A 21,185-nucleotide genomic window follows, 5' to 3' on the forward strand; every position below is an offset into this window, starting at 1 on the left:
GCAACTTGGCGAGATCAAGACGCGGCGCGAAGGAACGGCAGCGCGGGGAGCGCGACGTCCCTTCCCGCGCGTCGCAATCAACCCTTGAGCGCAGTGACGACCACCTCGATCAGCGCGCCGCCGCCGAGATCGGCGACACCGACGGTGGCGCGCGTCGGGAGATTGTCGCCGAAGAACTCGGTCCAGGCCGCGTCCATGTCTTTCTTCTTCGAGAGATCCGTCACGAAGATCGAGGCGCTGACGACGCGGCTCTTGTCGGTGCCGGCTTCCTTGAGATAGCCGGCGATCTTGCCGAGGATGTTGCGGGTCTGCTCGCCCATGGACACGGATGTGTCGTCGGCGATGGTGCCGCCGATGAAAACGAAGCCGTTGGCTTCGACAGCGCGGTGCTGAATCGGCGTGCGGATGCTTCGGGTGATGCTCATGATGTCCTCGTGATGTTAGAGCGTGGAGGGATGAAAGCGGTCGATGCCGAGATCGCTGATCCGGGTCTGGGTGCCGCCGTTGACGATCAGTTCGGCCATCACCGCGCCGGCGCCGGGTCCGAGCTGAAAACCGTGCAGCGAGAAGCCGAACTGGTGATAGAGACCCTTGTGGCGGCTGCTGGGACCGAACACAGGAATGTCGTCCTTCATCTTGGCTTCGATGCCGGCCCAGGCGCGGACGATGGTGGCGCTGCGCATCACCGGAAATAGCTCAAAGACGGTACGCGCACTGATCGCAAGGCTTTTCCAGTCCAGCACCGTCTCGTTGCGATCCTGATAAGGCGTTGCGAGATGGCCGCCACCGATCAGCACGGTGCCGTTCTTGAACTGCTTGAAGGAGAGTTTTCGGCCGCGCAGGATCACGACGGGGTCGATGAAGTGCGGCACGCGCGAGGTGATCATCAGCATCGGCGCGACGGTCTCGACCGGCACCGGCTCGCCGAGCGCGGCCGCGATCCTGCCGGCCCAGGCGCCGGCGGCGTTGACAAGCACCGGCGCGGCAAAACTCTCGCTGCCGACATCGGCGTGCCACAAGCCGTTGATGTAACGGATGTTGGTGGCGGCGACGCCTTCGCGCACCGTGGCGCCGAGCTGCTGAGCCTTGCGCCGGAACGCCGTCGTCGTCTGCGCCGGATTGGCGGCGCCGTCGCGGCGCGAGACCACGCCGCCGGGACAGGTGTCGGCGACCGCAGGCACGAGCCGTTGCAGCTCGGCCGCGTCGATCAGCTCCTCATGGGTGAAACCGAGCCCGTTGAGCTCGGCGACGCGCGTGCGGCAGGCCGCAAGCTCCTCCTCGTCCTCCGCGACGAGGACCTGGCCGTAGCTTTCAAAACTGCAATCGTCGTCGACGAGCTCCGAAATCTTCTCCCAGATGCCCATCGAGCGGATCGAAAGCGGGATTTCGGGGATATGCCGCGCCAACTGGCGCACGCCGCCGGCATTGACGCCGGAAGCGTGCCGGCCGGCATAGTCCTTCTCGATCAGCACCGGCTTCAGGCCGGCAAGGCACAGATGCAGCGTCGTCGAGCATCCGTGGATGCCGCCGCCAATGACGATCGCATCCACATTCCTGCTCATCCGCGTACCACGGCCTTGACGTCGGACTCGCTCTTCGGAACGGCGGCGAGCTCGGCCAGCGTGATCGGCTTCACCGGCGCGCGCAGCCGGTAGTAGCCGATCTCCTGCGGGGTCTTGCCGCGCGCCTGCGCCATCAGCTCGGTGACGGTGAGGCCGCAGAGCCGGCCCTGGCACGGACCCATACCGGTGCGGCGATAGGCCTTGAGCTGGTTCGGTCCGGTCGCGCCGATTGCAACGGAATCGAGAACGTCTTTGACGGTGACCTCTTCGCAGCGGCAAACGATAGTCTCGCCCGATGGAATGCGAAATTGCGGCGCCGGGCGGAACAGCGTGTCGAGGAACAAGCGGCCACGCTCGGCCTTGGCAAGGTCCGCGCGGAGCGTTGCCATCGCGGGGAGCTTCGCAGCGGCCTTGGGCGCCAGCGCCTCCACCGCCGCGCGCGCGGCGATGCGGCCGCGGACCACCGCAGCGTTCGCGCCGCCGATGCCCGCGCCGTCACCGGCGATCGCGATGCCGGGAACGGAAGAATTGCCGCTCGCATCGAGCACGGGCGACCAGCACAGCTGCAGATCGTCCCAGCGATGCTCGACACCCGCGGACATGGCAAGGTTGACGTTGGGCACGACGCCCTGATGCAACAGCAACAGATCGGTAGCGATTGTCTCGCGCTTGCCGCCTGCAACGTAGCTGACGCTCGCGAGCTGACCTTCACCGGATGCCGAGAGCTCGGTGACGCCGGAGACGACCTGAACCTTCGCCTTCACCTCGCGCATCATCGACAGGCCCTTGGCGAAATAGGGCGAGGTCAGGAACGCGAAGGCGTGCGGGAGCGCCGCGAAATAATTGCCGCGCTCGGTGGTGTCGAGAATACGGTCGATGCGGCCGCCGAGACGCAGGATCTGCGCGGCGAGCAGCCAGAGCAGCGGCCCCTGCCCCGCGATAACGGTGCGGCCGTCCGGCACCAGCGCCGAAGATTTCAGCATGGTCTGCGCCGCGCCCGCGGTCATCACGCCCGGCAGTGTCCAGCCGGGAATTGGGAACGGCCGCTCCAGCGCGCCAGTGGCAAGGATCACGCGCTTCGCCTTGACGAAGGCGGACGCGCCGCCGACCGAGACGGCGATGTCGAGATTGCGGTCGAGACTCCAGACGGTGGCGCGATGGATCACCTCGGCGCTGCTCGCGCGCAGCGATTGCACGAGATCGGCACCGACCCAGTAATCCGCGCCGAGCTGGGTGCGATCGGTGACGGGCGTCGAGGAGATGGCGCGGAATACCTGGCCGCCGGGGCCGATGTTCTCGTCCAGCAGCAGCGTCGCGAGACCTGCTTCAGCCGAGGTCGCGGCAGTGGCAAGACCGGCAGGGCCGGCACCGATCACCACGACGTCATAGTCTTCGCGCTCGGGAGCCACAGTCATTTTCCGATCTCCCGCTTGCCCTTCTGGATTTCGATCTGCATGCCCTCGGCGACGGGCACGAGGCAGCCCTGGCGATTGCCGATGCCGTCGATGGTCACGAGGCAATCGAAGCACACGCCCATCATGCAGTAAGGCAGGCGCGGCGCACCGCTCACGGCGGTTAAGCGCCGTGCATCCTGGCCGGAGGCCAGCAACGCGGCAGACACGGTGTCGCCTTGGCGCGCCGTGACGGCGACGCCGTCGACGAAGATCTGCACCTGAGGACGTCTGTCCTGTTCGGATCGTTTAAACATGGATGCCTCTTGGCTCCTCAAACTCTCTAATATCCGCTGTTGTTGGACGCACCCGCGCCGCCAAACCGGCTGGCGGAGAATGCGCCGACCAGCTCCGGCTCGAGCGCGCCTTGCGCCACCATGCGCGCGATCTCGAAGGCGTGGTTGGACGCCAGCGTCACGCCGGAATGGCAGCAGGCGACGAAGGCGCCGGGATGCGTCTCCGACTGGTCGTAGATCGGAAAGCCGTCCTGCGGCATGACGCGGATGCCGGCCCAGCTCCTGACGACGTTGAGCCGCGACAGATGCGGGAACATGCGCTGTGCACGGTCGGTCATCACGGCGCTTATCGAATGCTTCAGCGTGCGATCGTCGAGGTCCTCTTCCTTGCTGTCGCCGATCATCACCGTGCCCTCGTCGGTCTGGCGGAGCGTGGTCAGCGGGTGCGGCAGGAACGGCATGGTGCGTTCGGTCACCACGATCTGGCCGCGGGTGGGGCCCATCGGCGCAGTGAGGCCGACCATCGGCGCCAGCGTCTGGTTGGCATTGCCGGCGGCGAGCACGATCTTGGCGGCACGCAGCTCGCCCTTCGGCGTGGTCAGGCGGAACTCGCCGCCGCTCTTGCTGATCGCCGAGACCGGCCGCTCAGGGAAATAGTCGATGCCGAATGCCTTGAAGCCGGTGTGGAAGGCGCGGAACGTGCGCAGCGAATTGACGTGCCCGTCGAGCGGACAATAGCTGCCGCCGGAGACCTCCGGCCCGATCAGCGGCAGCGACTTCTTCACCTCGGAGGCCGAGAGCATCTCCATCTTGTAGTCGGCCGCACCGACCTGATTGTGCATGCGCTTGACGAGCTCGGTGCGTTGGCCGAACTCGTCCTCACCAAGCGTGAGATGAAAACCGCCGTTTTGCTGGAGCGAGACGTCGAGCCCGGTCTGCTGCTTCAGCTCGGAGGCAAGCCGGCCCCACGCCTGCGAGGCCTGCACGGTCCAGACCGTATAAGCGGGCATGCCGAGCCCTTTGCTCTGCACCCAGACCAGCGCAAAGTTCGCACGCGAGGCGCGCTTGGTGATATCGCCTTCGTCGAGCACCGCGACCTTCTTGCCAAGGCGGCCGAGGCCCCAGGCAATGGCGGAGCCGAGCAAACCGCCGCCGACCACGGCGACGTCGTAATCCGTTCGCATAGATTCTCCTATCGTCCCGTATCGCCCTTGCCGGCGAGCACGCGGTCGAGCCCGTAGAAACGGTCGAGCAGAATGAGGGCGGTCATGGTGATTGCGATCACGCAGGCCGAGACCGACGTTACCAGCGGATCGATGTTGTCCTGGATATAAAGGAACATGCGCACCGGCAATGTCTCGGTGCCGGGTGCGGCAAGGAAGACGGTCATGGTGAGATCGTCGAACGACTGGATGAAGGCGAGCGCCCAGCCGCTGATGACGCCAGGCAGGATCAGCGGCAGTGTCACGCGGCGGAATAGCGTCCAGCCGCCGGCACCGAGCGAGACTGCCGCCATCTCGACCGTTCGGTCCATGCCGGTCGCAGCCGCAAGCGTCAGCCGCAGCGCGAACGGAAACACGATGACGACATGGGCGATGATCAGCGCGGCGAAGCTGCCGCCGAGCCCGACTGATGTGAAGAAACGCAGGAACGCGATGCCGAGCACGACATGCGGGATCATCAGCGGCGACAGGAACAGCGCCGCCAGCGCATCGCGGCCACGGAAGCGATAGCGAGCGATCGCCAGTGCCGCGGGCACTGCGAACAGCAGCGCGACGAAGGAGGACAGCGCTCCCAATCCAAGGCTGACCCAGAAGGCGTGGATGAACTCGGGGTAATTGCCGATCGCCCTGAACCAGCGCAGCGAGAAGCCATTGGTCGGCAGCGACAAGAAGCCCTCGGGCGTAAAGGCAACGAGGCAGACGACGAGAATCGGCGCCACCATCACGATCACGAAGATGGTGTGGAAGATCAGCGCGAGCGGGCCGTTCTGCCTCATCGGAACACCTCGGCGTAGCGGCGTTCGATCAGCGCGTTGCTTCCGACCACGATCAGTACCAGCGCAACCAGCAGCAGCGTCGCGACGGCCGCGCCCAGCGGCCAGTTCAGCGTGTTGAGGAACTCGTCATAGGCGAGCGTTGCCGCGACCTTGAGCCGGCGGCCGCCGATGATCGCGGGCGTCGCAAAGGCGCTCGCCGAGAGCGAGAACACGATGATCGCGCCCGACAGCACGCCCGGCATGATCTGCGGCATGATGATGCGGCGGATGATCGTCATGGGGCCGGCGCCGAGCGACATCGCGGCATTCTCGATCTGCGGATCGAGCCGCTGCAGCGCCGCCCACACCGACAGCACCATGAACGGCATCATCACATGCGCGAGCGCGACCACCATGCCGGTTTCGGTGAACATGAAGGGGATGGGCGAGCGGATCGCGCCGACCGACATCAGCAGCTTGTTGACGAGGCCGTTGTTGCCGCCGAACAGCAGCGCCCAGCCGAGCGTGCGCGCCACCACGGAAATAAGCAGCGGCCCGAGGATGACCAGCAGGAAAAAGCTCTTCCAGCGGCCGCTCATGCGGTTGAGGATGTAGGCTTCGGGCGCCCCTAACAGTGCGGTGAGCAGCGTAGTCAGGATCGCGATGCGAAACGTGCGCCAGAACATTTCGGCGTAATAGGGATCGCTCGCGATCTCGTGCCAGTTCTTGAGGATGAAGACCGGCTCGATGCCCTTGTACTGGCCCCAGTCGTGGAACGACAGCATGACCGTCATTGCGAGCGGAATCAGCAGCACGCCGACGAACAGCATCAACGCGGGCGCCGTCAGCGCCCAGGGTGCACGCGCGCCGCGTTCCTCGGCGGCCGCGCTCATGCGTCGGCCCTCGCGCGGACGCTCATATCCTCGGGACGCCAAGTGAGGCGAACCGCGTCGCCTTCGGCCGGCTGCGCCTGGCCGTCATTCTGGCGGATCACGATCGCCGGGCCGCATTCGCTATCGCACTGGAACAGCCAGTGATTGCCCTGGAAGATGCGCGTGATGATCTTTGCGCTGAGCCCGGTGTCACCAAAGCCGATTCTTTCGGGGCGAATGCTGACTGTGACGGGGCCGCCGAGCCCGGCCGGCGCCGGCGCGCGCCAGGAGCCCGCCACAAGCAGCGTCGGCGAGACGGTTCGGTCGATCGTGCCGGCAAAATCGTTGGTCTTGCCGAGAAATTGCGAGACGAAGGCCGAAGCGGGCTTCTCATACGTCTCCTGCGGCGTGCCGATCTGCTCGATCTTGCCCTGGCTCATCACCACGATGCGGTCGGACAGCGACATCGCCTCGTTCTGGTCGTGGGTGACCAGGATCGTGGTGGTGCCGATGGTGCGCTGGATCTGGCGCAGCTCGATCTGCATCTCCTCGCGCAGTTTTGCGTCGAGGTTCGACAGCGGCTCGTCGAGCAGCAGCACGCTCGGCTTGATCACCAGCGCGCGCGCCAGAGCGACGCGCTGCTGCTGGCCGCCGGACATGCGGCGCGGATGGCGTTCCTCGTAACCGGCGAGGCCCACCATCGCAAGCGCGGCGCGGACGCGCTCGGCCCGTTCGCTGCGCGGCACGCCACGCATCTCGAGGCCAAAGGCGACGTTCTCCGCCGCGGTCATGTGCGGAAACAGCGCGTAGCTCTGGAACACGATGCCGAGGCCACGCTTGGCCGGATGGATCGCGGTCAGGTCCTTGCCCTCGAGGCGGATCGCGCCGCGCGTGGGATCAAGGAAGCCCGCGATCATCTGCAGCGTCGTGGTCTTGCCGCAGCCGGACGGGCCGAGGAAGGAGATGAACTCTCCCTTCCCGACCGACAGGCTGAAGTCATCGACCACGGTCTGGGCGCCGAACTGCTTTGCCACTCGATCGAGCTCGAGATAGGCCATCACGCTGTCTCCGCGAACGATCGGATCAACGCTCGACCTCGCGATTCCAGCGCTTGGTCCATTCCTCGCGCTTCTCGTTGATCACGGTCCAGTCCGGATTGTAGAGCTTTGCGGCGCGCTCACCGATTGGAGCCATCTTGCCGAGCTCCGGCGGAATGACCAGCGATTTCAGCACCGGGCCATAGCCGTAGTCCTTGAGCATCACGAGCTGGATCTTCGGATCAAGCAACATCTTCACGAAGCTCGACGCCAGGGGCGAAGCATTCGGCTTCGTGATCGGGCATGCGGTGGTCAGCAGCGTTGCCGCGCCTTCCTTCGGATAGACGAAGTCCACGGGGAAGCCGGTGTTGGCGAAGCTCTGCACGCGGCCGGTGCCCCACACCGCGATCACGGCCTGGCCGGACTGAAACAGCTCGGTCATCTTGCCCGGCGACGGCTCATAGGCGAGCACGTTCGGATTGATCTGTTCCTTGAAGATCTTGAAGCCGGAATCGACGTTGCTCTCGCCGCCGCCGTTCATCTTCGACAGCATCACCAGCGCTTCGAGACCATAGGTGTTGTTGATCGGAGGGATCACGAGCTGCTTTGCGTATTTCGTGTCCTTCAGGTCGTTCCACGAGGTCGGCGGCGCCCAGCCTTTCTCGGCGAATACCTTGGTGTTGTACATCAGGCCCGTCGCGACGATGCCGATCGCAACGGCGCGATCGTCCTTGAAGCGGGCGGTGTCGTAGAGGTCGGTGGGAAGGCCGTCGAGCTTGCCGCAGAAGCCGAGCTGGATCGCCTGGTACATCGGGCCGTCGTCGACGATGGCGACGTCGATCTGCTGGTTGCCCTTCTGCGCCTGAAGCTTGGCCAGCGTGTCGGTCGAGTTGCCGGCGACGTATTCAACCTTGACGCCGTTCTCCTTCTCGAAGGCCGGGATCACCTCGTCGCGGATGGTTTTCTCGAACGAGCCGCCATAGCCGGCGACATAGAGCGTTTTCTGCTGGGCCGAGGCCGACGTGGCCGCGGCGAGCGCCGCGATGCTGACCGCTGTCAGGAGGCGAAGAGTCTTCATATGGACCGATCTCCAATACCGGAATGAGGTGACGTGCCGACGAGTCTCGCGGGCTGAAGCGCGTCGCCGCATTTCCTTCCGCGCCAATCCGCTTGCGATCAGGGCTCCGGCCCCTGTTCGGCGGGTTTTGGCGCGATCTGGAGGTTTGAACCCCTCCAATCTGCCGAAAAAGCGGGCTGTCTCCAGTCCTGATGAAAAAGATCGCAAACCCGAGCTTCCATCGTCCAATGAATAATGGCAGGGTCTGCATACCTAAATGTTATGAATGGAATTGGCATGGCCCGGATCAATTCGCGGCAGGTGGAAGCCTTTCGCGCGACGATGCTGACGGGCAGCGTGACCGAGGCCGCGGCGCTGATGAAGGTGACGCAGCCGGCCGTCAGCCGCTTGCTGCGCGACCTCCAGGCGCTGTTGAAGATGGAGCTGTTCGAGCGGCGCGGCACCGGCCTCGTCCCGACCGCCGCGGCGATGGCGCTCTATACGGAAGTGGAGCGCTCCTTCGTCGGCCTCGAACGCATCGCCGCAGCAGCGGAAGAAATCCGCAGCCGCCGCACCGGCTCGCTGCGGATCGCAGCGCTGCCGGCACTGTCGAACGGCTATCTGCCGCGGCTCACCGGTCACTTCCTGAAGGAGCGACCGAACCTGAACCTTGCCTTCTTCGGCGTGATCTCGCCGATCGTGGTCGACTGGGTGCTGAACAATCAATGCGACGTCGGCTTTGCCGAGGTGCCGATCGCGCATTCCGGCCTGCCGAGCCAGAGGCTGCCGGCGCCGGCGCGCGTCGCGGTGCTGCCGACCGGTCATCGCCTCGCGGACAAGGAGGTGCTGGAGCCGCGCGACTTCGAGGGCGAGACCTTCATCTCGCTTTCGGCGGGATCGTCGAGCCGGCATCTCGTCGACCAGGTCTTCCATCGCCACGATGTCCGCCGCGTGCTCAGGGTCGAGACCACGCTGTCGGAGATCATGTGCGGCATGGTCTCATCCGGAGTGGGGGTTGCAATCTGCGATCCCTTCACCGCGCAGGAGTTTTCCACCCGCGGCGTCGTCGTGCGCCGCTTCCTGCCGCGCATCGACTTCGAATTCTCGGCGGTGTTTCCGGCGCAGCGCAGCGCGTCACCAATGGCACTGGATTTCGTCGAGACCGTGCGCAAGGCGCTGGCGGAGTTCGACGATCTGCCAGAGGCAGCGATCACCCGTTGAATGCGGCCTGCGCTTCCGGCAGGTCCCAGATCTTGCCGATCGCAGCGGTGCCCGCCGCGGTGATCGCCGCCTCGTCGGCGCCGAGATAGCGCCCCTCGTCGACCAGCATGCGGCCGTCGACCATGACCTGGTCGATGTTGGCGCGGTTGGCGAGGGCAATCAGCGCGCGGCGCGGATCGAACAGCGGCTGCAGATGCGGATGGGTGAGATCGACGACGGTGAGGTCGGCGGTTGCTCCCGGCTCGATCCGGCCGAGGTCCGGCCGCTTGATGACGTCGGCGGCAACGGCCGTGTTTGCCTCGATCAGCTCGGGCGAGTTCGCGACATCGGCGCGGGCCGAGGTGACCTTCGAGATCAGCGAGGCCGCATTGAGCTCGCCGAGCAGGTCCATGTTGTAGCCGTCGGTGCCGACCACGGTGCGCACGCCATGCTCCGCAAACCGGCTGAAGGCGGCCGTGATGCCGGCGCGCGCGAACACGCGCGGGCAATTCAGCACGGTCATGCCGCGTGCGGCCATCAGCTTGAGATCGTCGTCGCTCGAGAACATGCAATGCGCCGCCATCAGGTCCGGCGCGAGCAGGCCGAGCCAGTCGAGATATTCCGCCGGCGTGCGGCCGCCATAGCGCTTGCCGATGGTCTCGACCTCACCACGGCTCTGCGCCATGTGCGTCGTGATCGGCACGCCAAGCTCGCGCGCCCGCGTCGCGCAGGCTTTCAGCAGATCGGGGCCGCAGGTGTCGGTGGCGTGCGGGCTCATCGCGAGGTTGATACGGCCGTCGCCGCGATTGTTCCAGCGCTGATAGAGCGCATTCCATGTCGCCATGTCGGCGGTGCCGTCATCGCCGGAATAGCGGACGATGCCGTCGGCGCCGGCCTTGGCGTCGGATGTCGAGAACAAATAGGGCGCGCCGTAGAAGCGGATGCCCATCTCTTCCGCCGCATCGAACATCTCGGGGATCGAGTTGCGGAACGGCTCCATCACCGTGGCGGCGCCGCCCTTGAGCAGCTGAAGGATGCCGAGCCGCGCCACTGCGAGCCGCTCTTCCGCCGACAGGATCTCGGCGCCGCGCTTGGTCAGCGGCAGCAGCACCGTGTAGACGATGCTCTGGTTGTTCTTGCGGCCGTTGCCATCCTCGCTGTGGCTGCGCGCGACCGCTTCCGAGAAGCAGTGATTGTGCAGGTTCAGAAGGCCCGGCAGCACGAAGCGGCCGGGCCGGTCGTAGACCTGATCCGCGCTGGGCTTGTCGCGGGTGATCGCGGCGATCTTCTTGCCTTCGACCAGAACCCAATGGTCGCGCAGCACGTCCTGCGCGCCGTCCTTGCGTGACAGCACATAGCTGCCGAAAATGGCCGTGGTGCTCATGCGGGGCGTACGTTCCAGAAGACGGCAGTGCCGTCGAGAATGCCGGTGATGGCTTTGCGATAGGCGGTCGGCTGCTTGTAGAGGCCGATCGGAATATAGGGGATTTCGTCGAACGCGACCGCCTGGATCTGGCGGCAGATGCGCTGCTGCTCGGCAAGCTCCGAGGCCGCCAGCCACTGGCTGCGCAACGGCCCCATCTTCTCGCTCGTGTACCAGCCGGCGACCTTGCCTTCGCCGCGGATATTGGTGTTGCCGGCCGGATTGAGCCAGTCGATGCCCTGCCAATTGCCGACGGCCGCGCTCCAGCCGCCCTGCGGAAGAGGATCCTTCTTGAGCTGGCGCTGCAGCACGACGGCGAAATCAAGCCCGGCATATTCGACATTCATGCCGGCCCGCCGCAGCGAGTCGACCGCGATCTCGCCGAGCGGCTTCTGCGCCAGCGAGTTGGTGGGCACCAGGACCACGATCTTCTCGCCATTGTAGCCGGCGGCTTTGAGATCAGCCTTCACCTTGTCGTAGTTGCGGGGACCGCGGAACACGTCGAGACCGACGTCGCTCGCCATCGGCGTGCCCGGAGCGAAATAGCCGATCGGCGAGACCTGGAAGGCCGGATCAGTGCCGGCCACCGCCGTCATGAAAGCAGCCTGATCGATCGCGCCGAGCAGCGCACGGCGCACGGCCGGATTGTCGAACGGCGGCTGGAGATGATTGAGGCGCAGCATGCAGGCGTAGCCTCTGGGATCGAGGATGCGGGTCTCGATGTCCCCCGCGGCCTTGATGATCGGCAATAGATCGTGCGGTGTGGTCTCCTGCCAATCCTGCTCGCCGGTCTGGAGCGCGGCGACGCCGGTGCCGGCATCGGGCGTGGTCGTCCAGACCACGCGATCGTAGTGCACGATCTTCGGGCCCGCGGTCCAATCCGGCTTGCCATCGGTGCGCGGCTGATAGCGATCGAATTTGGCGTAGGCGTTGCGGGCACCCTGCACGCGCTCGTCGGCGAGATAGCGGAACGGGCCGCTGCCGACGACTTCGGTCAGCGGCTTGAACGGATCCTGGCTCGCCAGCCGCTCCGGCATCATGAAGCAGGCGTTGATCGCGGCCTTGCCGAGCGCCTGCGGCAGCAGCGGGAATGGACGCTTGAGACGGAAGCGGATGGTGCGGTCGTCGGCGGCCGACAGCTCAGCCGTCGCTTCCATCAACTCGCCGCCAAAGCCGTCGCGCGCGGCCCAGCGACGGATGCTGGCGACGCAATCGCGCGCCAGCACGCGCTCGCCGTCATGCCAGAACAGGCCGTCGCGAAGCGTGAGGTCCCATTGCAGCCCATCGCCGGAAATCGCGTGGCCCGACAGCATCTGCGGCGAGATCTGGAGTGAGGAGCTCATGCCGTAGAGCGTGTCGTAGACCATGAAGCCATGGTTTCGCGACACCTGCGCGGTCGAATAGATGGGATCGACGAAGGCGAGATCGATGACCGGGATGAAGCGTAACGTGGACTGGGATTCGGCGCGTACGAGGCCCGGCATCGACAGCGCCGGCATAGCAGCGGCGGCCTTGAGCAGCGAGCGACGGGAGATGGGCATTACGGGAGGCTCCTGAAGGATCTTACGTACTCAACAACACTGCGCCGATCGCGGCGGCGACCGCTTGCTGCGCCGGCTCGACCACGGGCACGCCGATCGCATCCGCAATCGCCGCGCGGTGCGAGGCCATGCCGGCGCAGCCCATCACCACGACATCGGTGCGGCATTGCGTGACCAGCGCGCGGCCGGCCTCGATCAGCCGTCCACGGATATCGGCGCCCGCCGTCTCCGCCGCGCTCGCGCCGACCGACCAGCTTCCGGCATAGCGGCTGTCGACCCCCATCACCCGCACCATGCGCTGCTGGCGACGGATGCTCGACGGCGACAGCGCGATGATGCCGAAACGTTCGCCCAGCATCATCGCGCGAAAGATGCCGCATTCGGCGATGCCCATCACCGGGCGGCTGCCTGCCGCCTCGCGCACCGCATGCAGGCCGGGATCGCTGAAGCAGGCGAGTACGAAGGCGTCCGCATTGTCGCGCGACACGCGGTTCACCAGCGGCATCACCACACTGTCGGCGTCGCGCTGCGAGCTGATGCTCGGCGGTCCCTCGGCAAGGCCAACCACCTCGATGTCAGGCCCGCCGGCGATGCGCAGCGACGCGACCGCGTCGTCGATCGCCGCCGTCACCGACGCCGAGGAGTTGGGGTTGATGACGAGGATGCGGCGACGGGTCATGGCATGGCTCAGCGGTTGGCCGCTTCGTGGCGCAGGAAGTTTTCCGCGATCTTCTCGCCGGTCGTGATCCAGACATCAGGACACGATTTTGCGTAAGTGAGGAATTCGCGCAGCAGGCGCAGCCGCATCGGACGGCCGCTGCATTGCGGATGCAGCACGGTCGTCACCATCGCGCCCCAATCCCTGGTCTCGTCGAGCTCGTCCTTCCAGATCGAGAGCACATGCTCCTTGGGGAAGATCGAGCGCGGGCTGAAGCGAGCGGACAGGCCGTGCATCCAGTCGTCATAGCTCGCGGTGACCGGCAGCTCGATCGTGCCCGGCTTGCCGTCGGCGAGGCGATGGCGATAGGGCCTGACGTCGTCGCGGAACGAGGAGGTGTAGACGATGCCATGGCGCACCAGCGCGACGCGCAGCTCTTCGGTGAACTCGCCGTAAGGCGCGCGGTAGCCGGTCGGCTTGACGCCGAGCCGGCGCTTCAGCGCCTCAAAACCGCGCTCCAGCTCCTCCTCGATCCAGGGATCGCCGGGATCGGGCAGGAGATGGTGATAGCCGTGATGGCCGATCTCGTGACCGGCCTTGAGAATGGATTCAGCCATCGCGGGATGGGCGTCGACCGACCACCCCGTGACGAAGAACGTTGCCTTGAGATCGAGCTGGTCGAGCAGCTCCAGCAGCTTCGGCGTGCCGACGCGCGCCTCATAGCCGCCATAGCTCATGGTGATGAGCCGGTGCGCGTGCACCGCGTCCTTGCTGGTCCACGCGCTCTCCGCGTCGACGTCGAACGACAGGAACATCGCCGAAGTATACGGCTTGGGCCACGGGTATTCCGGCGCGGGATCCGCGGTGTTGGCTGGGGTGAGCGGGATGCTCTTTAGGGCCTTACTGTCCAGCATTGATGGTCGCCTTCTCTAATCCGTTGTCGTTGAGTTTCCACTTGGCAAGCAGGCTCTTGTACGTGCCGTCGGCGATCAGCGCATCGACGGCTTCGAGCATGGCTTGCTGAAGTGCCTTTTCCTTGGCCGGCAGCGCAATGCCCGTGAACTGCGTTGCGAAGGCATCGCCGATCGGCGCATAGGTACCCGGCTCGAGATCCATCAGATAGGGCAGCGTCTCGTTGCCCTGCACGGCTGCGTCGATACGCCCCTGCCTGAGCTGGTTGCGCGCATCGGCCGAGCCATCGGTGCCGACGAACTGGATCGGATTACCAGCGCAGTTCTTCTGGCTCCACTTCTCGATTTCGGCCGGGAACATGGTGCGGCGGCTGGCGCCGACCTTCTTGCCGCAGAGCGCGGCCATGTCCTTGAACTCCGACACGCGGGACTGCTGCACGAAGAACTTCGGACCGCTACGCAGATAATCGACGAAGGTCGCGATCTCGTGCCGGCTCGCATAGTCGGTGAAGCCGGACAGGATGGCATCCACCCGACCCGTCGAAATCGACGGCATGAACTCGGCAAAGCTGGTCTCGGTCCATTCGATCTTGACGCCGAGCTTCTTGCCGATCGCTTCGCCGAGATCGACGTCGAACCCGGTCAGCGCGTTGGTGGCGGGGTCGCGAAACTCCATGGGCGGATAGTTCGGCACCAGCGCAACCTTGAGGCTGCCGCGCTTGGCGATGTCAGGCGGCAGCTCGATCGCAAAGGCAGAAACGGTCATGGCGCTAAACAGCGCCGCCGCAAGCAGAAGTCTCTTCATCAACACGCCCCCATTTCAGATGACTGCGGAAAGAAATGCTTTTGTGCGCTCCTCGCGCGGCGCGCCCAGCACGTCGGAGGCCCGGCCCTGCTCGACGATCGCGCCCTGGTCCATGTAGACGACGCGGTCGGCGACCTCGCGGGCGAAGCCGAGCTCGTGCGTCACGACCATCATGGTCATGCCGCTTTTCGCCAGCTCCTTCATCACGGCGAGCACCTCGCCGACGAGCTCGGGATCGAGCGCGCTGGTCGGCTCGTCGAACAGCATCAGCATCGGCTTCATCGCCAGCGCCCGCGCGATCGCCACGCGCTGCTGCTGGCCGCCGGACAGCTGCGCCGGATAGGAATCGGCTTTGGCCGCCAGTCCAACCCGACGCAGCAGTTCAAGCGCCTCGCTGCGCACCTCCTCGGCCTTGCGCCCCTGCACTTGAGTTGGGCCTTCCGTGATGTTCTCCAGCGCGGTCTTGTGCGGAAACAGGTTGAAGCGCTGGAACACCATGCCGGTCTTCAGCCGCTGCCGCCCGATCTCGCGTTCTGAGAGGCGATGGAGCTTGCCGCTCTGCTCGCGCACGCCCAGCAGCTCACCATCGAGCCAGATGCCGCCACTGTCGATCACGGCGAGCTGGTTGATGCAGCGGAGCAGCGTTGTCTTGCCGGAGCCGGACGCGCCGATCAGGCACATGACCTCGCCGGGCCAGACATCGAGCGAGACGTTTTTGAGAGCCTGGAACTCTCCAAAGCTCTTGCTGACGGAGCGGATCGCGACGAGGGGTTTTGTCATCGCGCGAGCCGCAATGTGCCGCGGGCAAAACGGCGTTCGAGCAACATCTGGAGCGGGGTGAGGATCGAGACCACGAGCAGGTACCAGAGCCCGGCGACGATCAGGAGCTCGATCACGCGGGAATTGGCGTAATAGATGTTTTCGGCGTTATGCAGCAATTCCGGATATTGGATCACGCTTGCAAGCGAGGTCGCCTTCACCATGCCGATGAATTCGTTGCCGAGCGGCGGGATCACGACGCGCATCGCCTGCGGCAGCACGATCCGTCGCAGCGCGCGCAGCCGTCCCATGCCGATCGCCTGAGCCGCCTCATATTGTCCGACATCGACCGACAGCATGCCGGCGCGCATCACCTCGGAGGTGTAGGCGCCCTGGTTGATGCCGAGCCCGAGCAGCGCGGCGAGGAACGGCGTCATCACATCCACCGCACGCGCACTCCACAGTCCGGGGATGCCGATGGTTGGAAACACCAGCGCGAGATTGAACCACAGCAGGAGTTGCAGAATGAGCGGCGTGCCGCGGAACAGCCAGGTGTAGCCGGCGGCCACCGTCTTCAGCACCGGATTGGGCGACAGCCGCATGATCGCGACGACGATGCCGAGAAAGATGCCGAGCATCATCGCCAGCACCGCCATCACCATGGTGTTGACGATGCCTTCGAGGATGACCTTCACGGTCAGGAAGCGGCTGACATAGGACCATTCGATCTGGCCGTTCGCAAATGCGCGCACGATCGCGGCCAGCACGAGGACGATCAGCGCCGCGCTGATCCAGCGAAACCAGTGCGGCTCGCGCGCGACCTTCATTCCCGACAGATCGGGAAAACCCTCGGCGAGTGCCGGCGCCGGCCTCATTGCGCCGCCGCGTTCAGCATGGGTTTTGCGACCGCATTGGCACCGAGACCCCATTTGTCGAGAACCGCCTTGTACGAGCCGTCGGCGATCATCGCGGTGAGCTTCTCGGTCACCACTTCGCGCAAAGCCGCATCATCCTTGCGGAACATGATGCCCTGATAGCCCGTGGACAATTGCCCACCGATGACGCGGTATTTTCCCGGCTCCTGCGATTGCGCATAGGGCAAGGTCTCGCTGCCCTGCACGGCCGCGTCGATGCGGCCCTGCTTGAGCTGGTTGCGAACGTCGATCGAGTTCTCGCCGGGCACGTACTGAATGGCGGGCTTGCCGGCCGTCTCGCAATTCTGCTTGCTCCACTTCTCGATCTCGGCCGGGAAACTGGTGCTGCGGGTGGTGCCGACCTTCTTGCCGCAGAGATCGGTCGCGGCCTTCGCCTGGTTCTCCGCCATCACGAAGAACTGCGGTCCGGTCGCGAGGTAATCGACGAAATCGGCTGTCTCGCGCCGCGAGGCGCGATCGGAGATGCCGGAGATGATGAAGTCGGCACGCTTGGTCTGGAGTGACGGGATCAGCTCCGCGAACGGTGTCTCGCTCCAGACGATCTTGAGACCGCCGAGCCGCTTGGCAAGCTCATTGGCGAGATCGATGTCGAGCCCGACCAGCTCGTTGCTGGCGGGATCCCGATATTCCATCGGCGCGTAGGTGGAGTTGACGGTGAGCTTCAACGTGCCGGCCTGCTTGATCTCCGCCGGAAGCTCGGCCGCCTGCGCGGAGGCGATTGCGGCCAGCGCGGCAAGGCCGAGAGAAAGCGAGAGGCGTCTCATGTCAGCTCCAATCCTTTTTCCTTTGCCGGTCTCTTCCTTATGACGACGCTTGCCAGCGCCGTGCCAGTCAGTCCGCGTCGAGAACGGCCGGCTCGATGACGCCGGCGCGCTCGGTGATCACCCGGTATTGCTCCGGCCGCCGATGGGCGGCGAAGTTGAACATCTTGTCCTTGCCCTGGCGGCAGAGATCGAGATCGATGTCGGCGACGATGACCTCATCCGCGAGCGTCTGCGCCTGTGCGACAATTCGTCCGTTGGGATCGACGATGCAGGAGCCGCCGATCAGGCCGGAGCCATCCTCCTCGCCCGCCTTCGCCACCGAGATTGCCCAGGTCGCATTCATGTAGGCGTTGGCCTGCGTCACCAGCGTCGAGTGGAAGGTGCGCAGCGCGCCGTCTTCCGTCGTGCCGCCATTGGGATCGTAGGCCGCCGAATTGTAGCCGATGCAGACGAGCTCGACGCCTTGCAAGCCGAGCACGCGCCAGGATTCCGGCCAGCGGCGGTCGTTGCAGATCATCATGCCCATGATGGCGTGAGCCCAGGCCGAGCCGGCGCGGAAGGCGGGAAAGCCTAGATCGCCATATTCGAAGTAGCGCTTTTCGAGCTGCTGGTAGCGCGCGCCCGGACGTGGTTCGACCGAGCCCGGCAGATGTACTTTGCGATAACGGCCGAGAATCTCGCCGTCGCGATCGACGAGGATCGAGCAATTGTAGCGCCTTCCGTCCGGCGTCAGCTCGGCATAGCCGACATAGAAGCCGACGCGCAGCGCCCGCGCACGATCGAACAGCTGTGCAACCGCCGGGTTCGGCATGCCGCGCTCGAAATACTGGTCGAGCGCGTCGCCTTCGAGCAGCCATCGCGGAAAGAAGGTGGTGAAGGCGAGCTCCGGAAACACGACCAGGCTGGCGCCGCGGCCGGCGGCCTCCTCCAACAGCGCAAGCATCCGCTTCAACGTATGCTCGCGCGTATCGGCTTTTTGCGTCGGCCCCATTTGAGCTGCGGCGGCGCGAAGGACACGAACCAAGACTGCCTCCAATCTGTGCGCAATGCTGCCTCAATGGGCGAATGAACCCTTTGATCCAGCATGCAAATCCGCGACCATTAGGCGCAAGCGGGGCTGCAAAAGCAATTCATCGTGCTATGATGTTTTGGCCCAGAGTATAATTGGCAGTGATATGAACCTGCGTCAGCTCGAAATCCTGCGTGCCGTCATCCGCCACCGCACCACGGTAGCGGCAGCGGATGAACTGGCGCTGTCGCAGCCCGCAGTCAGCAACGCGCTGAAGACGATGGAGGCGCAGGCGGGCTTTGCACTGTTCGAGCGCGTCAACAACCGGCTGTTTCCGACTGCGGAAGCGATGGCGCTCTACAAGGAGAGCGAAGCGATCTTCGCGCTGCACGCAAAACTCGAAAGCCGCGTACGCGATCTGCGCGAGAACCGCTCCGGCCATCTCGCACTCGTGGCGACCCCGCCGCTCGCCTACAGCATCATTCCCTCCGCGCTGTCGGGCTTTTTGCGCCGCCGCCCGGAGACGCGCGTGTATTTCGACGTTCGGCGCTATGAGGGCATCATCGAGGGCGTGCTCAGCCGCGTCGCCGAGCTCGGCTTCGCGCTCGGGCTGACGCATCATCCCGGCATCGCCCATGAGGTGGTGCACACCGGCGAGATGGTCTGCGTGCTGCCGCCGCAGCATCCGCTCGCGGGCAAGCCGGTGATCGCGGCCGCCGATCTCTCCGGCCTGCCCTTCATCGGGCTCGAATGCGGCACACGGCTTGGCGAGGCCGTGCGCGACAGTTTTGCCCGCGCCGGCGCGCCGTTCCGGCCGACCGTCGAGGTGCGCTACTGCAACACGGCTTGCGTGCTCGCCGCTGCCGGTGTCGGCGCCGCCGTGGTCGATCCGTTCTCGCCGCGGCAGAATGGCGGCAGCGGTCTCGTGGTGCGGCCGTTCGCGCCGACGACGCATGCGGTCGCCTATATGCTATGGTCGGAAGCCGAGCCGCTGTCGCGTCTCGCAAAGGCGTTTCTCAACGAGGTGCGCAAGGAAAGCGCGCTGCTGGAGCACACAGCGCCGCATCAGCAACATGGGGCAGAAAGCGACTGAGCTTTGCAACCTTTGACCTTGTCCATTTGAGCTTGGGGCACATGGCACGCATCACCATCATCGAGACCGGGCAGGTTCCGCCAAAGTACCGCAAGCAGCACGGTTCGTTTCCGGACATGTTCGAGCGCATGGTCCGCGCCGAGGATCCGACCGCGACGGTCGACGTGGTCAGCATTCCCAATGGCGACGCACTCCCCGATCCGAGCAAGCTCGAAGCCGTGCTGATCACGGGCGCTGCCGCCGGCGTCTATGACGGGCTCGACTGGATCGCGCCGCTGGAGGATTTCGTGCGCACGGCCTACGCCAACAAGACGCCGATGGTCGGCGTCTGCTTCGGCCACCAGCTGATCGCGCAGGCGCTCGGCGGCACCGTGAAGAAGTCGGAGAAGGGCTGGGGAATCGGCCGGCACGTCTATCAGGTGCTGCCGGAGAACGGCGTCGTCGACGGCGATGCGGTCGCCATCGCCTGCTCGCATCAAGACCAGGTGATCGAGGCACCGACCGATGCACTCACGATCCTCTCATCCGAATTCACCCCGCATGCCGGCCTGCTTTACGCCAATGGCGCGACGCTGACCGTGCAGCCGCATCCGGAGTTCGACGTTGAATTCGCGGAAGTGTGCGTCGAGCTGCGCGACGGCAAGGCGCCGGAAGATGTCGTTGCCGCGGCGCGGGAGTCGCTCACGAAACCGCTGGACAACGCGAAGCTCGGCGGCGCGATTACGAGATTCTTGGCACGTAAATCCATCTCCTCATCCTGAGGAGCCCGCCAACGGCGGGCGTCTCAAAGGATCGAGGCCCCCGCGGCAATAGCTGGGCCTGCATGGTTCGAGACGCCGCTTCGCGGCTCCTCACCATGAGGGGTAAGAGTTAGAACGGATCCGTTCCCAGCCCCGGCACATCGGCCGGCCGCGGTCCCGGCGCCGCCCAGTGAAAGCGGCGATCCTTCTCCGCGATCGCGATGTCGTTGATCGACGCCTCTCGTCGCCGCATCAACCCGTGCTCGTCGAACTCCCACTGCTCGTTGCCGTAGGAGCGATACCACTGGCCGCTCGCATCGTGCCACTCGTACTGGAAGCGCACCGCGATATGGTTGCCATCGAAGGCCCAGAGGTCCTTGATCAGGCGATACTCCTGCTCCTTCTCCCATTTCCGAGTGAGGAAGGCGACGATGGCCTCGCGACCCTCGAACACTTCCGAGCGATTGCGCCAGCGGCTGTCCTCGGTATAGGCGAGCGAGACTTTCACGGGATCGCGCGAATTCCAGGCGTCCTCGGCCATGCGCGCCTTTTGCGCGGCGGTCTCTCGGGTGAAGGGCGGAAGTGGCGGACGCGACATGATGGCCTCATCGGTTTGATCGAGGCCGCAATCTATCGCTGCGATTGGCGGAGTCGAGTGGCCATCACCTATCGGCCGATCACTTATCGGGCGATCAGGAAATCAAATCGGCCTTCATCAGCGTGCGGATCGATTTCGGGATCGGCTGGGCGCGGCCGCCGCTGATGAAGGCGACGCGCACCTCGGCCTTCACCAGCACGTCCTCGCCGCGCCGCACCTCCTGTGCCAGCATGATCGAGGCGCCCTTCACCGCGGTCGGCCAGGTCACGACATCGAGCACATCGTCCATGCGCGCCGGTTTGAGAAAATCCAGATGCATCGAGCGCACCACGAAGGCAAAGCCTGCACCTTCGGTCTCCGCCTGATCGAACAACGCCTGCTGCTCGGCCCCCATCAGCCTGAGATGATTGGTGCGCCCGCGCTCCATGTAGCGCAGATAATTGGCGTGGTAGACAATGCCGGAAAAATCCGTGTCCTCATAATAGACACGAACCTGCATGTGGTGGCGGCCGTCGCGGATCTCGCCGTCGAGATGAGCTGTCACGTCGCGAGCCTC

At 65.2% G+C, this 21,185-nt stretch carries 23 protein-coding genes; 3 read left to right on the plus strand and 20 right to left on the minus strand.

Translation table 11 applies throughout. The annotated features are described in order from the left end of the window. Window positions 1-77: 77 nt before the first annotated feature. From HYH08_RS06850 to HYH08_RS06890, 9 genes are read right to left on the minus strand one after another with little or no spacing between them, the layout of a single operon-like run. The gene (locus tag HYH08_RS06850; protein ID WP_220009000.1) at window positions 78-425 is read right to left on the minus strand and encodes a RidA family protein; all 348 of its coding nucleotides are present in this window, start codon (window positions 423-425) and stop codon (window positions 78-80) included. A 15-nt stretch (window positions 426-440) separates the two neighbouring features. Further along, window positions 441-1,562 carry an NAD(P)/FAD-dependent oxidoreductase gene (locus tag HYH08_RS06855; RefSeq protein WP_220009001.1) on the minus strand — a complete coding sequence of 374 codons (1,122 nt, stop codon included), beginning with the start codon at window positions 1,560-1,562 and terminating at the stop codon, window positions 441-443. Then, complete coding sequence (locus HYH08_RS06860; RefSeq protein ID WP_220009002.1) at window positions 1,559-2,977, minus strand: NAD(P)/FAD-dependent oxidoreductase; 1,419 nt, start codon at window positions 2,975-2,977, stop codon at window positions 1,559-1,561. The genes HYH08_RS06855 and HYH08_RS06860 overlap by 4 nt, the downstream gene beginning before the upstream one ends. Then, window positions 2,974-3,270: a (2Fe-2S)-binding protein gene (locus HYH08_RS06865; RefSeq protein ID WP_220009003.1), complete on the minus strand. Its 297-nt coding sequence runs from the start codon at window positions 3,268-3,270 to the stop codon at window positions 2,974-2,976. The genes HYH08_RS06860 and HYH08_RS06865 overlap by 4 nt, the downstream gene beginning before the upstream one ends. Window positions 3,271-3,296: 26 nt before the next feature. Continuing rightward, the gene (locus HYH08_RS06870) at window positions 3,297-4,433 is read right to left on the minus strand and encodes an NAD(P)/FAD-dependent oxidoreductase (RefSeq protein ID WP_220009004.1); all 1,137 of its coding nucleotides are present in this window, start codon (window positions 4,431-4,433) and stop codon (window positions 3,297-3,299) included. A gap of 8 nt (window positions 4,434-4,441) precedes the next feature. After that, on the minus strand, window positions 4,442-5,248 hold the full coding sequence (locus HYH08_RS06875; RefSeq protein ID WP_220009005.1) for an ABC transporter permease: 807 nt from the start codon (window positions 5,246-5,248) through the stop codon (window positions 4,442-4,444). Continuing rightward, the gene (locus tag HYH08_RS06880; protein ID WP_220009006.1) at window positions 5,245-6,120 is read right to left on the minus strand and encodes an ABC transporter permease; all 876 of its coding nucleotides are present in this window, start codon (window positions 6,118-6,120) and stop codon (window positions 5,245-5,247) included. The genes HYH08_RS06875 and HYH08_RS06880 overlap by 4 nt, the downstream gene beginning before the upstream one ends. After that, window positions 6,117-7,157: an ABC transporter ATP-binding protein gene (locus HYH08_RS06885; protein ID WP_220009007.1), complete on the minus strand. Its 1,041-nt coding sequence runs from the start codon at window positions 7,155-7,157 to the stop codon at window positions 6,117-6,119. The genes HYH08_RS06880 and HYH08_RS06885 overlap by 4 nt, the downstream gene beginning before the upstream one ends. A 25-nt stretch (window positions 7,158-7,182) precedes the next feature. Continuing rightward, a complete protein-coding gene (locus tag HYH08_RS06890; protein WP_220009008.1) occupies window positions 7,183-8,214 on the minus strand; it encodes an ABC transporter substrate-binding protein in 1,032 nt (343 codons plus the stop codon). A 276-nt stretch (window positions 8,215-8,490) separates the two neighbouring features. Between HYH08_RS06890 and HYH08_RS06895 the strand changes: the two genes are divergently transcribed. Beyond that, window positions 8,491-9,414, plus strand: a complete 924-nt coding sequence (locus tag HYH08_RS06895; protein WP_220009010.1) for a LysR substrate-binding domain-containing protein — start codon at window positions 8,491-8,493, stop codon at window positions 9,412-9,414. Here the strand turns inward: HYH08_RS06895 and HYH08_RS06900 are convergent. The 9 genes from HYH08_RS06900 to HYH08_RS06940 all read right to left on the minus strand — a co-directional run bounded on the left by HYH08_RS06900 (window position 9,404) and on the right by HYH08_RS06940 (window position 18,213). Beyond that, a complete protein-coding gene (locus HYH08_RS06900; protein WP_220009012.1) occupies window positions 9,404-10,777 on the minus strand; it encodes an amidohydrolase family protein in 1,374 nt (457 codons plus the stop codon). The genes HYH08_RS06895 and HYH08_RS06900 overlap by 11 nt on opposite strands. Continuing rightward, entirely contained in the window at window positions 10,774-12,357 is a 1,584-nt protein-coding gene (locus HYH08_RS06905; RefSeq protein WP_220009013.1) for an ABC transporter substrate-binding protein, read from the minus strand. Before HYH08_RS06905 ends, HYH08_RS06900 begins: the two co-directional genes overlap by 4 nt. 22 nt (window positions 12,358-12,379) lie before the next feature. Next, the gene (locus HYH08_RS06910; protein WP_220009016.1) at window positions 12,380-13,036 is read right to left on the minus strand and encodes an aspartate/glutamate racemase family protein; all 657 of its coding nucleotides are present in this window, start codon (window positions 13,034-13,036) and stop codon (window positions 12,380-12,382) included. Between the two features lie 8 nt (window positions 13,037-13,044). Then, a complete protein-coding gene (locus HYH08_RS06915) occupies window positions 13,045-13,929 on the minus strand; it encodes a polysaccharide deacetylase family protein (RefSeq protein ID WP_220009017.1) in 885 nt (294 codons plus the stop codon). Next, entirely contained in the window at window positions 13,916-14,731 is an 816-nt protein-coding gene (locus HYH08_RS06920) for an ABC transporter substrate-binding protein (RefSeq protein WP_220009019.1), read from the minus strand. The genes HYH08_RS06915 and HYH08_RS06920 overlap by 14 nt, the downstream gene beginning before the upstream one ends. Window positions 14,732-14,746: 15 nt before the next feature. Continuing rightward, window positions 14,747-15,511 (minus strand): amino acid ABC transporter ATP-binding protein, encoded by a 765-nt coding sequence (locus HYH08_RS06925; RefSeq protein WP_220009020.1) that lies wholly within the window; start codon window positions 15,509-15,511, stop codon window positions 14,747-14,749. Further along, window positions 15,508-16,365 carry an amino acid ABC transporter permease gene (locus HYH08_RS06930; RefSeq protein ID WP_220009021.1) on the minus strand — a complete coding sequence of 286 codons (858 nt, stop codon included), beginning with the start codon at window positions 16,363-16,365 and terminating at the stop codon, window positions 15,508-15,510. Before HYH08_RS06930 ends, HYH08_RS06925 begins: the two co-directional genes overlap by 4 nt. Continuing rightward, window positions 16,362-17,189, minus strand: coding sequence for an ABC transporter substrate-binding protein (locus HYH08_RS06935; protein WP_220009022.1), 828 nt, complete (start codon window positions 17,187-17,189; stop codon window positions 16,362-16,364). The genes HYH08_RS06930 and HYH08_RS06935 overlap by 4 nt, the downstream gene beginning before the upstream one ends. A gap of 67 nt (window positions 17,190-17,256) precedes the next feature. Continuing rightward, entirely contained in the window at window positions 17,257-18,213 is a 957-nt protein-coding gene (locus tag HYH08_RS06940; RefSeq protein WP_220009023.1) for an N-carbamoyl-D-amino-acid hydrolase, read from the minus strand. Between the two features lie 151 nt (window positions 18,214-18,364). On the opposite strand from HYH08_RS06940, the gene HYH08_RS06945 reads away from it, so the two are divergent. Both HYH08_RS06945 and HYH08_RS06950 read left to right on the plus strand, forming a co-directional pair. Beyond that, entirely contained in the window at window positions 18,365-19,291 is a 927-nt protein-coding gene (locus tag HYH08_RS06945; protein WP_220009024.1) for a LysR family transcriptional regulator, read from the plus strand. A 41-nt stretch (window positions 19,292-19,332) separates the two neighbouring features. After that, window positions 19,333-20,052, plus strand: coding sequence for a type 1 glutamine amidotransferase (locus HYH08_RS06950; RefSeq protein ID WP_220009025.1), 720 nt, complete (start codon window positions 19,333-19,335; stop codon window positions 20,050-20,052). Between the two features lie 109 nt (window positions 20,053-20,161). Here HYH08_RS06950 and HYH08_RS06955 read toward each other — a convergent pair whose 3' ends face one another. Both HYH08_RS06955 and ybgC read right to left on the minus strand, forming a co-directional pair. Continuing rightward, window positions 20,162-20,629: a nuclear transport factor 2 family protein gene (locus HYH08_RS06955; protein ID WP_220009026.1), complete on the minus strand. Its 468-nt coding sequence runs from the start codon at window positions 20,627-20,629 to the stop codon at window positions 20,162-20,164. Between the two features lie 94 nt (window positions 20,630-20,723). Continuing rightward, window positions 20,724-21,173, minus strand: a complete 450-nt coding sequence (gene ybgC / locus HYH08_RS06960) for a tol-pal system-associated acyl-CoA thioesterase (protein WP_220009027.1) — start codon at window positions 21,171-21,173, stop codon at window positions 20,724-20,726. Window positions 21,174-21,185 lie beyond the last annotated feature (12 nt).

Origin of the sequence: Bradyrhizobium sp. BR 10289, from assembly GCF_019455385.1 — a bacterium.
Lineage (GTDB): Bacteria > Pseudomonadota > Alphaproteobacteria > Rhizobiales > Xanthobacteraceae > Bradyrhizobium.